Below are 14,191 nucleotides of genomic sequence, written 5' to 3' on the forward strand. Positions count from 1 at the left end.
ATCTATCCGCCATAATTCGCGAAGATCGTCTTGATGGCTGCCGCGAACGCCACCGAGGATGCGGTCGGCGTGCGCCCCGCCAAGCGGCAGCAGGCCGCTGGCGGGCTGTCGAAGGGCAGGTCTTGCAGCTCGATGAATGCGATCTTCTCGCGGCGGATCTGCAAAAAGCGACCGACGACGATCCCGATGCCCATGCCGCTTTCAACCATCTGCCGCAGAAGCGTGAAACTGTTGGTGTTCAAGACCTCGCGAACGGTGACGTTGCTTTGCGTAAAGGCATCTTCAAGCAGATGCCGGATCGGGATCGAGTGGTCGGGAAAGATCATCTTCTCGCCCTCGATGTCTTTCAGTCTGACGCTGCGCAGCCGTGCCATCGGATGATCCAACGCGGTGACGACATAGGTGCGCCGCTTCAGGGTGGCCAACGTCTCGATCTCCGGCGACGGCGGAAAGTTGTAGCCAAGCGCGATGTCGATGTCCCCGTCCTGCATCCGGGTAAAGATTTCACGGCTATTCTCGACCACAATGGTGAACTGCAGTCCCGGATGGTTGTAGCTCATGTCACGCAGGATGCCGGGCAGCAGGTCCGAGGCGAGTACCTCGTTGACGCCAAGCCGAAGATGCCCGCGCTGAAGACCCTGCAACTGATGGATTTCGTCCTGCGCGATGGTCAGTTCGTTGACCACCGACGCACAGCGCCGCACAAGGATCTCGCCCGCCTCGGTCAGCTCAAGTCCCCCGCGGCCACGGTCGCGCCGAAACAGCTCCACATCAAGCGCGAACTCGAGGTTCTTGATCTGCTTGCTGACCGCCGAGGGGGCGACATGAAGCTTGTCCGCCGCCGCCCGGAAGGAGCCAAGCTGGGCAACTTCGATAAAATGCCGCAACCCGGGCAGGCGCCCGAGAATCTTGCTGTGGGGGGACATCGGGATCTCTCGCGGTCGAACAACGTAACTTCAAGGGGCGCATCATAGATGGACACAACAGTCATTCAACAGGACATTGCGCAGGCAGACGCGGTGAATGCGCTGGCAGAAGCCCTTGGCCCAAAAGGCCTGTTGAGGGACCACGGCGACTGTGACCGCTATGCCTCGGATCAGTCCGGCCTCTTGGGCGACAGACCCGTCGCCGTGCTGCGTCCGGCCAGCACCGAAGACGTGTCGCGCGCGCTCGCGATCTGCAGCCAGTACCGTATCGGTGTCGTGCCCCAGGGCGGGCGCACCGGGCTTTCGGGGGGCGCGTGCAGTCCGCAAGGCGCGGTCGTCTTGTCGACGGAACGGATGTCAGGCGTTGTCGAGATCGACAGGGAGGCCATGACCCTTACCGCCTTGGCGGGCACGCCGCTCGAAGCGGTGCAGGACGCTGCCCGCGCCGCAGGTCTCGACTACCCGGTGGACATCGGGGCGCGCGGCTCGGCAACCATCGGCGGCACCATTGCCACCAACGCGGGCGGCATCCGTGTCTTGCAACACGGCATGACGCGGGCCAACGTGCTGGGGCTCGAGGCGGTTCTGGCAGATGGCTCCGTGGTGTCCCGGCTGGGAAAAACGGTCAAGGACAACTCCGGTTTCGACCTTAAACAGCTCTTCATCGGCTCCGAGGGCACCCTCGGCGTGGTCACCAAGGCGGTGCTGCAACTGCGCCGCCACGTTCCACAAAGCGCCCTGGCGCTCTTCGCGCTGCCAAACCACGCCGCCGCATTGGCGTGCCTCGCCGCGGCACGCCAGCGGTTCGGTACGCGGATCAGGGCTTTCGAAGGCATGTGGCCGGACTACTGGGATTTCGTCTGCCACGAGACCTCTCTCGCGACCGCGCCCATTGCGGGGCGGCACGGTTTCTATCTGCTGATCGAGGTCGAAGCCGAAGCGGCGGAAACCAACGAAGAGCTAGAGATGTTCTTCGCCGAGCTATTCGAGCAGGGCCTCGTCGAAGACGGTGTTCTGGCCAAATCTCTGGCCGAGATGCAGGCGCTTTGGTCTGTGCGCGAAGCGGTTGGAGAGGTCGACGACGACTTCGGGCATCACGTCAATTTTGACATAGGTGTGTCACCCTCGGACCTGGGCGCCTTTTGCGATGCCGCTGATGCGGTTCTTGCCACTCTTCCCGACGCGCTCGGCGTGTTGAAGGTCGGCCACGTCGGGGACGGCAACGTCCATCTGCTCGTGGCGCACAACGGCAGTTCCGCAGCAGAAGATCAGGTTGAGGCCGCAATCTATGGCTTGCTGCGGGAGTGGCAGGGGGCCGTCACGGCCGAGCATGGGGTCGGCCGCATCAAATCGCGGTGGTTGGGGCATTGTCGTTCGCCGGAGGAGCTTGCCCTCATGCGCGGACTGAAGGCTCAAATGGATCCGCTCGGCATCCTCAACCCCTCCGCGCTTTTCATGCCAGAGGACATCTGACGGCCATATATGCTCTGGCGCAGGTTCTTGGGTGGCGTAGCGACACCGGTGACGTGCTGCGCCAACCAAAGGACTGATAGCGAACGCGGCAACGAAATGTGGAAGGCTTGATCGGCCTATGGTTTTTATTGCTTTCTACGCAAAATGGACGACCGCTTAGACGATGCCTGAGCCAACGAATTGGGCAGCCCCGCCAGTGTTCTCAGGGGTCTCCGCAACCATGATGAAATCGCGAAGGCGCAGCGACGCAGCAGGACCTCGTTTCCGACTCGTCGTAAGTTCCATTGGACATGTCCGCTTCAGATGACTGCTTTTCTGAAGGCCGTCCTGGGGGCGAACCGGACCACAATTGCCGCGCTGATCGACGTCTCGGACATTGCGACGGCAGTGACCACCGGTTGTTGCGTTCTGTGGCGAATGGAATGGGTGACTGACACGTGAGGGGGATAGCCAAACCTGTGCCGAATGCTCTCCCTCATATGTTTGCGGCGACAAGCGATGATTTGAGGAACGAGATGGATCGTTCGGCGATGTGTGAATGGCAAAGCCTTTTTTGAAGCCGGTCGATCCCGTACATGCAGCAGATCAGCGGAACGACACTGGGAGTGCAGTCGAGGTCGAGCCAAACGTCACCTCAACCGTGCCGCCCAGCAGAGCCATGGCGCCTCTCAGGCGGAGCCGTGGGCTGGATGACTGCCAGCGCAGGTGGTCAGAAGTGGCTTGGAAGTGAAATCAATTTCCCTAAACACTGGGTGCTAAATGCAGTAGGGGGCGCCTTGCGGCACCCCCTATATACAGACCTCGGGACAAACTTGCCTCGGTTTGGGACAAACTCGACCGTCTTGTTCAAGTCTCACTTCAGGTGATGCGTCCATGACAGTGTTTGAACTTGTCACCGGAGCCGCATGGGCAGGGATCGTTGCGGCCAGGGGAGCCCCACGTGGTGGGATCCGTCTCGTCGAAGTCGGGCGCGGCGCCGTCGGGAGCAGAACCGGTGGCTTGTGCCACGCCCGCAGCAGGTTGGGCTGAAAGACCGGCAGGCTCTGACGATGCAGGAGCGCCCTGGGCATCCGCGGCTGCTTGCGGTTGTTGCGCGGCCGCAGCGGCGCGTTGCATCGCTTCCTGCTGGGCGCGCAGTTCGGACATCATCTTCTGACGCTCTTCTTCGGTCATTGGCCGGACCTGAGCCAACTGTTGGGTCACGTCCTCGCGCAAACCATCGAGCAGGTTCTCAAACAGCTGGAACGCTTCGTTCTTGTATTCGTTCAGCGGGTCGCGCTGCGCATAGCTGCGGAAGCCCACAACCGAACGCAGATGCTCCAAAGTCAGCAGGTGTTCGCGCCATTTCTTGTCGATGGTCTGAAGCAAGAACTGCTTTTCGATGGAGCGCATTGTGTCGGCCCCAAAGGCGGCTTCCTTCTCGGCCATGACCTTTGCCGTGAGGGTTTCCAGACGCAGTTTCACCTCGTCCTGATCGACGCCGTCTTCGTCCCCCCAGGTCATGACAGGCGCGTCAATGCCCAGCTTCTCGATGCAGGCGGCGTAAAGACCTTGCAGGTTCCACTGGTCGGCATAGCTGCGGGGCGGGCAGTAGATGTCCACCAGCTCGTCGATGACTTCTTCGCGCATCTCGGTCGTGATCTCCGAGATGTCCTTGCTTTCCATGATCTCGCGACGCTGGGCAAAGATCACCTTGCGCTGGTCGTTCATTACATCGTCGAACTTCAGCAGCTGCTTGCGGATGTCGAAGTTGCGGCCTTCAACCTTGGCCTGCGCGCGCTCCAGCGATTTGTTCACCCAAGGGTGCACGATCGCTTCGCCTTCTTTCATGCCCAGCGAAGACAGCACCTTGTCGAGCCGGTCAGATCCGAAGATCCGCATCAGGTCGTCTTCGAGGGACAGGAAGAACGACGAGCGCCCTGGGTCGCCCTGACGACCGGAACGGCCGCGCAGCTGGTTGTCGATCCGGCGCGATTCGTGACGTTCGGTCGCGAGCACGTACAGGCCACCCGCGTCCTTGACCGCCTGCTCGTCGGCGGTGTGCGCCTCTTCGATGCGGGCGCGGATCGCTTCGGGATCGCCGTCGGGGTCGGCGGCGATGGCCTCCATCACCTTGAAGTCGACGTTGCCGCCCAGTTTGATGTCCGTGCCGCGGCCAGCCATGTTGGTCGCGATGGTCACTGCGCCCAGTTTGCCGGCGTCAGCGACAATCTGCGCTTCTTGTTCGTGCTGGCGCGCGTTCAGCACGTTGTGCGGCAGGTTCGCCTGCGTCAGCAACTGGCTGAGCATCTCGGACTTCTCAATCGAGGTGGTGCCAACGAGGACGGGCTGGCCCTTGGCATGCGACTCGCCGATTTTCTTGACGATGGCGTCGTATTTTTCCTTCGCGGTGCGATAGACGGCATCATCGTCATCAATACGGGCGATAGGGCGGTTGGTCGGCACTTCGACCACGCCAAGACCGTAAATCTCCATGAACTCAGAGGCTTCTGTGACAGCCGTGCCGGTCATGCCGCCGAGCTTTTCGTACAGACGGAAGTAGTTCTGGAACGTCACCGACGCCAGCGTGACGTTCTCCGGCTTGATCTCCACCGCTTCCTTGGCCTCGATCGCCTGATGCAGACCGTCGGACAGGCGGCGTCCGGCCATCATGCGGCCGGTGAATTCGTCGATCAGCATCACCTCGCCATCGCGGACGATGTAATCCTTGTCCTTCTGGAACAGCTTATGGGCGCGGATCGCCTGGTTCACATGGTGGACGACAGTGGTGCTTTCGGGATCGTACAGCGACTGACCCTCGGGCAGCAGGCCACGCGCCTGAAGGTTCTCTTCGAGCCATTCGTTGCCTTCGTCGGTGAAGGTCACGTTGCGCGTCTTTTCGTCGACGCTGAAGTGATCGTCGTTCATTTCGGGGATCAACTTGTCCACCGATTGGTACAGCTCGGAGCGGTCGTCCGCCGGACCGGAGATGATCAGCGGCGTCCGGGCTTCGTCAATCAGGATCGAGTCCACTTCGTCCACGATGGCAAAGTAGTGATCACGTTGATGCAGCTGCGAAATCTCGGACTTCATATTGTCGCGCAGGTAGTCAAAGCCCAACTCGTTGTTGGTCGCGTAGGTGATGTCGCAGGCGTAGGCCTCGGCCTTTTCGGCTTCGGGCTGGCGCGGGTAGATCGCGCCGGTGGTCAGACCCAGTGCGCCGTAAACATTGGACATCCATTCGGCGTCCCGCTTGGCGAGGTAGTCGTTCACGGTGACGATGTGCACGCCGCGCCCGGTCAGCGCGTTCAGATAGGCGGCAAAGGTCGACATCAGCGTCTTGCCTTCACCGGTCTTCATTTCCGCAATGCTGCCTTGGTGCAGGAAAATCCCGCCCATCAGCTGCACGTCGAAGGCCCGCAAACCCAGCGCGCGCTTGGCGGCTTCGCGGCAGTTGGCGAAGGCTTCCGGCAGCAGGCTGTCGAGGCTTTCGCCGCCAGCCAGACGTTCCTTGAAATCAGCGGTCTTTGCGATCAGGCCGGCGTCGTCGAGTTTCTCGAACTCGGGCTCCAGCGCGTTGATCTTCTCCACCAAAGGGCGGGTCGCTTTGATCTTGCGGTCGTTCGGAGTGCCGAAGACCTTACGCGCGAATTTTCCCAACATGCCTGAGTACCTGTTCCCGGTTTCGTGTGCGGCATCTGCTTGCCCGCCTCGCACCGAGCCAATACACAGGCCAAGAGACCGGCCACGCAGGGCCCTTGCGGCATGTAAGCGGCAGGCCGGACAGTGTCAATGTTCCCGCAGGTATAGGCTTGCGGATGAGGAGGACGGTATGACGAAAACCACACGAGATCTGCGCCTGAGCGCCGCGCTTCTGGCAGCGATGCTGGCGATGCCTGTTGCATCTTGGGCCGAAAGCCACGGTGGCGATGATGATTCCGCCATGACCGAAGATCACGGCACAGCCGCGGCTGCTCCCAGCCCGCAGGAAACCGCGCCCGTCGTTGGCAAAGAGGCGCTGGATCAGGTGGTTGGCACAGTGGGGGACACGCAGATCACGGTGGGTCACATGATCGTGGCCAAGGCATCGCTGCCACAGCAGTATCAATCCATCCCTGACGAACAACTGTGGGACAGCCTGTTGGAGCAACTGATCCAGCAAGAGGTGCTGGCCCAGTCCGGCGATGCAAAGGAAACGCCGCTGGTCCGACTGTCGCTGGAAAACGAGAGCCGGTCCCTGATGGCTGCCGTTGCCATCACAGCCGTCGCAGATCGCGCGGTCAATGACGACCGCATTACGGACATTTACAAGCGCGATTACGTCGATGTGGAGCAGGGCAAGGAATTCAACGCCTCACATATTTTGCTCGAGTCCGAAGAAGAGGCCCTCGCGGTTCTCGAAGAGGTCAAGGGCGGTGCGGAATTCGCGCAGGTGGCGCGTGAGAAATCCACCGGCCCGTCCGGCCCGAACGGTGGCTCGCTGGGCTGGTTCAGCTCTGGCATGATGGTCGAACCCTTTCAGGTGGCCGTGGACTCGATGGCCCCCGGTGACGTGACCGGACCGATCGAGACCCAATTCGGCTGGCATGTGATCAAGCTGAACGACACCCGCTCCCTCACGGCACCGTCGCTCGAAGACGTGCGCGCGGAGATCGTGCAGAAGGTGCAGCAAGAAGCCGTCGAAAAGCACATCGACGACCTGATGCGCAAAACCGATGTCAGCCGCGCACCGCAGATCTCGGTCGATCCGTCGATCCTGTCGCAAACCGACCTTCTGGAGAACTGAAAATGACAGTGTCCCCGCTGGCCCCGGCGGCCTTTCCCGAGCTTCCCGTCATCGAAGGCGTGCGGTTCGCCGCCGTCGCCGCGGGGATAAAATACAAAGGGCGCGACGATGTGATGCTCGCGCTTCTTGATCCGGGCAGCGTCGTGGCGGGGGTCTTCACCCGCTCCGCCACGCGCTCCGCACCGGTTCTGGACTGTCAGGCCAAGCTGGGCACTGACAGCGATCAAGGTGCTGCATTCCTTGTGAATTCCGGCAACTCCAATGCCTTCACCGGGAAGGCGGGCGACGGTTCTGTCGCCGCCATCTGCAAGGCTGTGGCCGAGGCCACCAAGCTGCCGGAGACCCGCATCTTCACCTCCTCCACCGGCGTGATCGGCCAGCCGCTGCCGCATGACCGCATCATTGCAAAGCTGGACGAGGCCGTATCGGCCCTGTCGCGCCACGACTTGGCAGCCTCGGCTAAGGCGATCATGACCACCGACACCTTCCCCAAGGGCGCCGCGCGCGAAATCATGGTGGACGGCAAGCCGGTGAAGATCGCAGGCGTGGCCAAAGGGTCCGGCATGATTGCGCCGGATATGGCGACCATGTTGGTCTACGTCTTTACCGACGCGAAAATCAGTCGCGCCGCCTTGCAAGAGATCGTCTCCAACGCCAATGCGCGCACCTTCAACAACATCACCGTGGACAGCGACACCTCCACCTCTGACACGTTGCTGATGGCGGCCACAGGCGCGTCCGGCGTGTCTGTCGAAGGCAATGCTGACTTCGCCACGGCGGTGGAGGACGTTTTCCGCGACCTTGCCCACCTCGTGGTGAAGGACGGCGAAGGCGCGACCAAATTCGTCACTGTGAATGTCACAGGTGCCGCCACTGACGAAGATGCCCGCACGCACGCCTTGTCCATCGCCAACTCCCCGCTGGTGAAAACCGCAATTGCCGGCGAAGACCCCAATTGGGGCCGTATCGTCATGGCTGTGGGCAAATCCGGCGCCAAGGCAGACCGCGATGCGCTCACCATCCGGTTCGGGAACATCCTCGTGGCGGAAAAGGGCTGGGTCTCTCCCGACTATCAAGAGGAACAGGGCGCTGCCGTCATGAAGCAGCCGGAAATCAGCATCGACGTCGACATTGGCCTCGGTCACGGCGCGGCCACCGTCTGGACCTGCGACCTCACCCACGGCTATATCTCAATCAACGCAGATTACCGTTCATAAGCAACAGTGAAGCAGGGTGCCACGCCCTGCTTCTTTGCTTCCCAATGACCTCCGGGGGAGGGGCGGGGAAAAGCACCCGTCGCTGCGCACAGCACAGTCCTCCTGTCACTACAGGACAGTATCATGAAAATCATCCTCGTATCCGCCGTCGCGCTTATTGATCCCGATGGCCGGATCCTTTTGGCTCAACGTCCCGCCGGCAAGTCCATGGCTGGTCTGTGGGAGTTTCCGGGCGGCAAGGTCGAGCCCGGCGAAACCCCCGAGGCGGCGCTGGTGCGCGAATTGGAAGAAGAGCTGGGCATCGAGACATGGGACAGCTGCCTTGCGCCACTGACCTTCGCGTCGCACAGCTATGACGACTTCCATCTGCTGATGCCGCTGTTTGCCTGCCGAAAGTGGAAGGGCACGCCGCAATCGCGCGAAGGTCAGGCGCTGAAATGGGTCCGGGCAAACGCGCTCAAGGACTATCCCATGCCGCCAGCCGACGTCCCCCTGATACCGATTCTCCGCGACTGGCTGTAAAGCCGTTGCAAATTCACAGACAAAACGCTCGACAGGGCGTGTTTGTTGAAAATTTCATCGCGTTTTGGGGTCTCTGCATATGATTGATGCATCAATCGTGAAATTTTCGTGACTTAAGGCTGTAGCAATAATCTTGCGTTAGCTTTATCAAAGAAGAGGCAATGCACGTTTGGGAGGAAGAAACATGCTGAAAACCATCACGATCGGTAACTATGTGTCTGTTCAGGGCTTGCTGGAAAAGACACTTCCAGATGGCCGTGTTTCTGTCCGCGTTGGTGAAAGCACCTACACCGGACGCCTCGTCGCAGGCTGAACCGCCCTGACGTTAGAACGCAGTTGGACGCCGACTGGCGCTCCATCACCAATGTATCCGAAGGCCTCCGATATCCCGGGGGCCTTTTTTGATTTCGGTGTCCGGACGTTGTTCTCTGGCAAAGGAAAAGGCCGCGCTCCTGGAAGCGCGGCCTTTGTTCTTTCAGATGTATACGCGATCAGTCGAGCGTACGAACGATCTCTTCACGCTCGAAGATTTCGATGACGTCGCCAGCGCGCACATCTTCATAGTTCTCGAACGCCATACCGCATTCTTGTCCGGACTGAACCTCAGCCACTTCGTCTTTGAAGCGTTTGAGCGTTTTCAGCGTGCCCTCGTGGATAACGACGTTGTCGCGGAGCAGGCGAACGCCTGCGGATCGACGTGCGACACCCTCGGTGACGAGACAGCCCGCAACCTTACCAACGTGGGAGACCTTGAAGACGTCCTTGATGTTGGCATAGCCGATGAAGTTCTCGCGCACTTCGTTGGACAGCAGGCCAGAGGCCGCCTTCTTCACGTCGTCCACGAGGTCGTAGATCACCGAGTAGTAACGGATCTCCACGCCCTTCTGGTTGGCGGCATTCCGCGCCGGTGCGTTGGCACGGACGTTGAAGCCGATGACCGGGCAGCCCGATGCTTCGGCCAGGCCGACATCGGATTCCGTGATGGCACCAACACCCGAGTGCAGTACGCGGACGCGCACCTCGTCGTTGCCGATCTTTTCCATCGCCTGCGTGATCGCCTCGGCAGAGCCCTGCACGTCGGACTTCACCAGAATTGGCAGCTCGGAGACAGTTTCGTCTTCCTTCGCCTTCTGGAGAAGCTGATCCAACGTCGTCGCAGCACCAGCTGCAGCGCGCTTTTCCTTGGCGGCGTGAGCGCGATATTCTGCGATCTCACGAGCCTGAGAATCTGTCGACGTCACGTTCAGAACGTCGCCGGCTTCAGGCGTGCCGTTGAGGCCAAGAACCTCGACAGGAACAGAAGGTCCGGCTTCGGACACGCGCTCACCCTGGTCGTTGATCAGCGCACGGACCTTACCGTACTGCTCGCCCACAACAAAAATGTCGCCTTGCTTCAGCGTACCGCGTTGCACAAGAACGGTGGCCACGGGACCGCGACCCACGTCAAGCTGCGCCTCGATCACCGCGCCTTCGGCGGGGCGGTTCGGATTGGCTTTCAGTTCCAGCAGTTCTGCCTGAAGCGCGATAGCTTCGAGCAGTTGGTCAAGCCCCTGACCCGTCTGGGCCGAGACTTCGACGTCCTGCACTTCACCAGACATCGCTTCCACCACAACTTCGTGCTGGAGCAGATCCGTGCGCACCTTGGTCGGGTTCGCGGACGGTTTGTCGATCTTGTTGATCGCCACGATCATCGGCACGTTGGCCGCTTTCGCGTGGCTGATCGCCTCGACGGTCTGCGGCATCACGGCGTCATCTGCCGCAACAACGAGAACAACAATGTCCGTCACCTGAGCCCCGCGCGAGCGCATGGAGGTGAAGGCCGCGTGGCCAGGCGTGTCGAGGAAGGACAGAACCTGTCCGTCCTTGGTCGTCACCTGATAGGCGCCGATGTGCTGGGTGATGCCACCCGCCTCACCGGAGGTCACGTTGGTCTGGCGGATCGCGTCAAGCAGCGATGTCTTCCCGTGGTCAACGTGGCCCATGATCGTGATGACCGGGGGACGGGGCTGCAGGTCTTCTTCCTTGTCTTCGATGGCCTGAATGACGTCTTCGACGTCGGCATCAGAGACGCGGACAACCTTGTGGCCGAATTCCTCGATGATCAGTTCCGCAGTATCTGCGTCGATCGACTGGTTCTGGGTCGCCATGATGCCACTGTTCATCAGAGACTTCACAACATCGCCAACGCGCTCTGCCATACGGTTTGCCAGCTCCGCGACGGTGATCGCCTCGGGCAGTCTGACGTCGCGCACGACCTTTTCACGTTGCTGCTGACCGCCCATCGCCTTCTGACGCGCACGCTCTTGCTTGCGCTTCATTGCGGCCATGGATTTCTGACGACCACCTTCGCCACCGGACAGAGCCTGGTTCAGCGTCAGTTTGCCGGCACGGCGTCCGCCGTCCTTGGCGCCACCACGACCACGGCTGCGGTCGTCCTTGTCACCATCGCGACGCGGCGCGGTTGCGCCCGGCTTGGCGTCAGGTCCGCGCGGTGCCTTGCGGGCTGCATCCTCGGGGGCCGGTTGAGCGGCGGCTGCGGCAGCTGCCTTGGCCTTCTGCTCTTCGGCTTCCTTGGCTTCGCGGATCTTGCGCTCTTCTTCCTCGGCCTTGCGCTTGAGCGCTTCCTCGGCTTCGCGCTGTTCGCGTTCCTTCAGTTCCTTCTCGGCCCGAAGACGTTCGCGCTCCTCAGTGCGGCGCTTGTCCTCTGCCTCGCGCGCGGCGGTCTCATCGGCCTCGCGCGCCCGTGCTGCCTGAAGTGCCTTCAGGCGGCGTTCCATCTCCGCGTCGGAAATCCCGGCGGGGCGTTTACCACCCGAGCCGCCCACAGGACCGCCCTTGCCGCCGCCCGCAGCGCCAGCGGCACCGGGCTTCGGCACCACGACGCGCTTGCGCTTGGTTTCCACCACGACATTCTTGGTGCGTCCATGGGAGAAGCTCTGCTTCACGCTGCCTGACCGGCCGCCACCACTACCACGCACACCCAGAGTTTTCTTGCCGTCGTTATCGCTCATAAAACGTATTCATCCTTTCCGGCGGGACTTGCCGCCGCGATCACCCGATGTCGTCGCCGGTTGCGATGGACTCCGGAATCCCTTCAAGCGCATGGCTTCCTCTACAATACGCGGAACGAGTCCACCAGAGCCAAGCGCGGCGTGTATCACAGTTTGTCGACCAAAGGCCGCCCCCAGTTCATCTGCGGACAGCCAGCCGATGTATCGCCCGCCATACGGCGTGCTTAATTTCGTTTTGCCCCGACCCGAGCCGTCTTCGGCCTGAATCAGCACGGAGGCTTCCTCCGACTGGAGCATCGCCTTCACTTTTTCGTACCCGGCGATGGCATCCCCTGATCGGCGTGCCAGCGAGATCAAATCGATCACGCGTTTCACCAGCATCTGTTCCAGAAGATCCGTAAGCCCCTCCGGGACCGTAACCGGCTGTTTGGCACCCCGGGCGAAAAGATTCTTTTTCGCCGCGAGGTCCAGCGCAGTCCGTTCGGAAGAGACATATAAACCTCTTCCCGGCAGTTTTCCAGCCAGATCGGGCACGACCCGTGCGTCAGGGCTGACGACGAAGCGGATCAGCCCGCTTTTCGGCTGTACTTCGCCTGTGGCAAGGCACTTCCGTTCCGGCCCGTCGTCATTGTGTTTTTCGCTGCCCCCTCGGGTCAATCGCTTACTCCTCCGCCTCGACCGCGTCGTCTTCGACTTCTGCCGACTCGGACACGAGGTCATCGGGATCGACCCAGCCCAGAAGAACGCGGGCGGTCATGACCATGTTCTGCGCTTCTTCGAGGTCGATGCCGTAGGGTTCCAGCAGGCCGTCGTCCTTCACGCGCTGGCCGTTGACCGTGGTCCAGCCGCCGGCCAGCTCCCAGTCGGCGCAGGTTGCGAAGTCTTCGAGCGATTTTACGTTGTCCTCGGCCAGGGCCACGCACATTTGCGGCGTCAGCCCTTCGAAGTTCAGCAGGCTTTCATCAGCGCCCAGCTCGGTTGCGCGTTCAAGGGCCGCACGGGCCTGCGCTTCGAGGTGTTCGCGGGCGCGGGTCTGCAATTCTTCGGCGGTGCTGGAATCCACGCCATCGATGACCAGCAGCTCGTCTTGTTCGACGTAAGCCACCTCTTCGAGGTTGGTAAAGCCTTCGGACACCAGAAGCTGAGCAAAGAACTCGTCGAGGTCCAGCGTGTCCATGAACAGCTTGGTGCGCACTTCGAATTCCGCCTGACGGCGCTTCGATTCGTCTTCCTCGGTCATGATGTCGATGTCGAGACCGGTCAGTTGCGACGCCAGGCGCACGTTCTGACCGCGACGGCCAATGGCCAGCGACAGCTGCTCATCGGGCACCACGACTTCGATGCGCTCGGCCTCTTCGTCCAGAACGACTTTCGACACTTCGGCGGGCTGCAACGCGTTCACCAGGAAGGTCGGCATGTCCTCGTTCCACGGGATGATGTCGATCTTTTCGCCCTGAAGCTCATTCACCACGGCCTGCACGCGGCTGCCGCGCATACCGACGCAGGCGCCGACGGGGTCGATGCCGCTGTCATAGGAGATCACGCCGATCTTTGCGCGCGAACCGGGGTCACGGGCCACGGCCTTGATCTCGATGATGCCGTCATAGATTTCCGGCACTTCCATCTTGAACAGCTCGGCCATGAACTGCGGGTCGGTGCGCGACAGGAAGATCTGCGGGCCACGGGTCTCGCGGCGCACATCCTTGATGTAGCAGCGGATGCGGTCGCCGGGGCGATACGCCTCGCGGCCGATCTTCTCGTTGCGGCGCAGGATGCCTTCGCCACGGCCCACGTCGACGATGACGTTGCCGTATTCCTCGCGCTTGACCAGACCGTTGATGATCGTGCCTGCGCGATCCTTGAATTCGTCGTACTGGCGATCACGTTCGGCTTCGCGGACCTTTTGCAGGATGACCTGCTTGGCCGACTGCGCCGCGATCCGGCCCAGTTCCACCGGCGGCACTTCTTCGACGTAGGTGTCACCGATCTGCGGGTCGGCCATGTACTGCTTGGCCTGCTTGACGGTCAGCTCGGCCTGATAGTTCTCAAGCTCTTCTTCCTCGACCACGGTGCGGACACGGGTAAAGGTCGCACGACCGGTCTTGCGGTCGATGGCCACGCGAATGTCCATCTCCGCGCCGTAGCGGGACTTCGCCGCGCGGGCGAGCGATTCTTCCATCGCCTCGACCACAAGGCCCGGGTCGATCATCTTCTCGCGCGCGACGGCTTCGGCCGTCTGCAGGAGTTCCAGCTGGTTGGCGGATGTGATTGCCATCT

Annotated in this window: 11 protein-coding genes; 6 read left to right on the forward strand and 5 right to left on the reverse strand. The window is 61.4% G+C overall.

Features of this window, described 5'->3' with window-relative positions:
• Window positions 1–2: 2 nt before the first annotated feature.
• A complete protein-coding gene (locus tag GGQ68_RS13735; RefSeq protein ID WP_183966916.1) occupies window positions 3–926 on the reverse strand; it encodes a LysR family transcriptional regulator in 924 nt (307 codons plus the stop codon).
• A 48-nt stretch (window positions 927–974) separates the two neighbouring features.
• Between GGQ68_RS13735 and GGQ68_RS13740 the strand changes: the two genes are divergently transcribed.
• Together GGQ68_RS13740 and GGQ68_RS13745 are read left to right on the forward strand one after the other, a co-directional pair.
• The gene (locus tag GGQ68_RS13740; protein WP_183966918.1) at window positions 975–2,399 is read left to right on the forward strand and encodes an FAD-binding oxidoreductase; all 1,425 of its coding nucleotides are present in this window, start codon (window positions 975–977) and stop codon (window positions 2,397–2,399) included.
• A gap of 303 nt (window positions 2,400–2,702) precedes the next feature.
• The gene (locus tag GGQ68_RS13745; protein WP_183966920.1) at window positions 2,703–2,840 is read left to right on the forward strand and encodes a hypothetical protein; all 138 of its coding nucleotides are present in this window, start codon (window positions 2,703–2,705) and stop codon (window positions 2,838–2,840) included.
• Window positions 2,841–3,257: 417 nt separating this feature from the next.
• On the opposite strand, the gene secA is transcribed toward GGQ68_RS13745, so the two are convergent.
• A complete protein-coding gene (gene secA, locus GGQ68_RS13750; RefSeq protein ID WP_183966922.1) occupies window positions 3,258–6,041 on the reverse strand; it encodes a preprotein translocase subunit SecA in 2,784 nt (927 codons plus the stop codon).
• Between the two features lie 169 nt (window positions 6,042–6,210).
• Here secA and GGQ68_RS13755 point away from each other — a divergent pair, with 169 nt between their 5' ends.
• The 4 genes from GGQ68_RS13755 (at window position 6,211) to GGQ68_RS24590 (ending at window position 9,216) form a co-directional block, all read left to right on the forward strand.
• Window positions 6,211–7,164 (forward strand): peptidylprolyl isomerase, encoded by a 954-nt coding sequence (locus GGQ68_RS13755; protein ID WP_183966924.1) that lies wholly within the window; start codon window positions 6,211–6,213, stop codon window positions 7,162–7,164.
• Between the two features lie 2 nt (window positions 7,165–7,166).
• Window positions 7,167–8,381: a bifunctional glutamate N-acetyltransferase/amino-acid acetyltransferase ArgJ gene (argJ, locus tag GGQ68_RS13760; protein WP_183966926.1), complete on the forward strand. Its 1,215-nt coding sequence runs from the start codon at window positions 7,167–7,169 to the stop codon at window positions 8,379–8,381.
• A 123-nt stretch (window positions 8,382–8,504) separates the two neighbouring features.
• Window positions 8,505–8,903: an 8-oxo-dGTP diphosphatase MutT gene (gene mutT, locus GGQ68_RS13765; protein ID WP_183966928.1), complete on the forward strand. Its 399-nt coding sequence runs from the start codon at window positions 8,505–8,507 to the stop codon at window positions 8,901–8,903.
• Window positions 8,904–9,087: 184 nt separating this feature from the next.
• Complete coding sequence (locus GGQ68_RS24590) at window positions 9,088–9,216, forward strand: hypothetical protein (RefSeq protein ID WP_281374806.1); 129 nt, start codon at window positions 9,088–9,090, stop codon at window positions 9,214–9,216.
• A gap of 178 nt (window positions 9,217–9,394) precedes the next feature.
• On the opposite strand, the gene infB is transcribed toward GGQ68_RS24590, so the two are convergent.
• From infB to nusA, 3 genes are read right to left on the reverse strand one after another with little or no spacing between them, the layout of a single operon-like run.
• On the reverse strand, window positions 9,395–11,914 hold the full coding sequence (gene infB, locus GGQ68_RS13770) for a translation initiation factor IF-2 (protein ID WP_183966930.1): 2,520 nt from the start codon (window positions 11,912–11,914) through the stop codon (window positions 9,395–9,397).
• A 9-nt stretch (window positions 11,915–11,923) separates the two neighbouring features.
• Entirely contained in the window at window positions 11,924–12,571 is a 648-nt protein-coding gene (locus tag GGQ68_RS13775) for an RNA-binding protein (RefSeq protein ID WP_183966932.1), read from the reverse strand.
• 4 nt (window positions 12,572–12,575) lie between these two features.
• On the reverse strand, window positions 12,576–14,189 hold the full coding sequence (nusA, locus tag GGQ68_RS13780) for a transcription termination factor NusA (protein WP_183966934.1): 1,614 nt from the start codon (window positions 14,187–14,189) through the stop codon (window positions 12,576–12,578).
• Window positions 14,190–14,191: the final 2 nt, after the last annotated feature.

The sequence above is a fragment of the Sagittula marina genome, assembly GCF_014196795.1.
Taxonomy (GTDB): Bacteria; Pseudomonadota; Alphaproteobacteria; order Rhodobacterales; family Rhodobacteraceae; genus Sagittula; species Sagittula marina.

Coding starts and splice junctions, on each gene's coding strand:
- GGQ68_RS13740 (WP_183966918.1), top strand. CDS start 975: ATGGACACAACAGTCATTCAACAGGACATTGCGCAGGCAGACGCGGTG.
- GGQ68_RS13735 (WP_183966916.1), bottom strand. CDS start 926: ATGTCCCCCCACAGCAAGATTCTCGGGCGCCTGCCCGGGTTGCGGCAT.
- nusA (WP_183966934.1), bottom strand. CDS start 14,189: ATGGCAATCACATCCGCCAACCAGCTGGAACTCCTGCAGACGGCCGAA.
- GGQ68_RS24590 (WP_281374806.1), top strand. CDS start 9,088: ATGCTGAAAACCATCACGATCGGTAACTATGTGTCTGTTCAGGGCTTG.
- secA (WP_183966922.1), bottom strand. CDS start 6,041: ATGTTGGGAAAATTCGCGCGTAAGGTCTTCGGCACTCCGAACGACCGC.
- GGQ68_RS13755 (WP_183966924.1), top strand. CDS start 6,211: ATGACGAAAACCACACGAGATCTGCGCCTGAGCGCCGCGCTTCTGGCA.
- mutT (WP_183966928.1), top strand. CDS start 8,505: ATGAAAATCATCCTCGTATCCGCCGTCGCGCTTATTGATCCCGATGGC.
- GGQ68_RS13745 (WP_183966920.1), top strand. CDS start 2,703: ATGACTGCTTTTCTGAAGGCCGTCCTGGGGGCGAACCGGACCACAATT.
- infB (WP_183966930.1), bottom strand. CDS start 11,914: ATGAGCGATAACGACGGCAAGAAAACTCTGGGTGTGCGTGGTAGTGGT.
- argJ (WP_183966926.1), top strand. CDS start 7,167: ATGACAGTGTCCCCGCTGGCCCCGGCGGCCTTTCCCGAGCTTCCCGTC.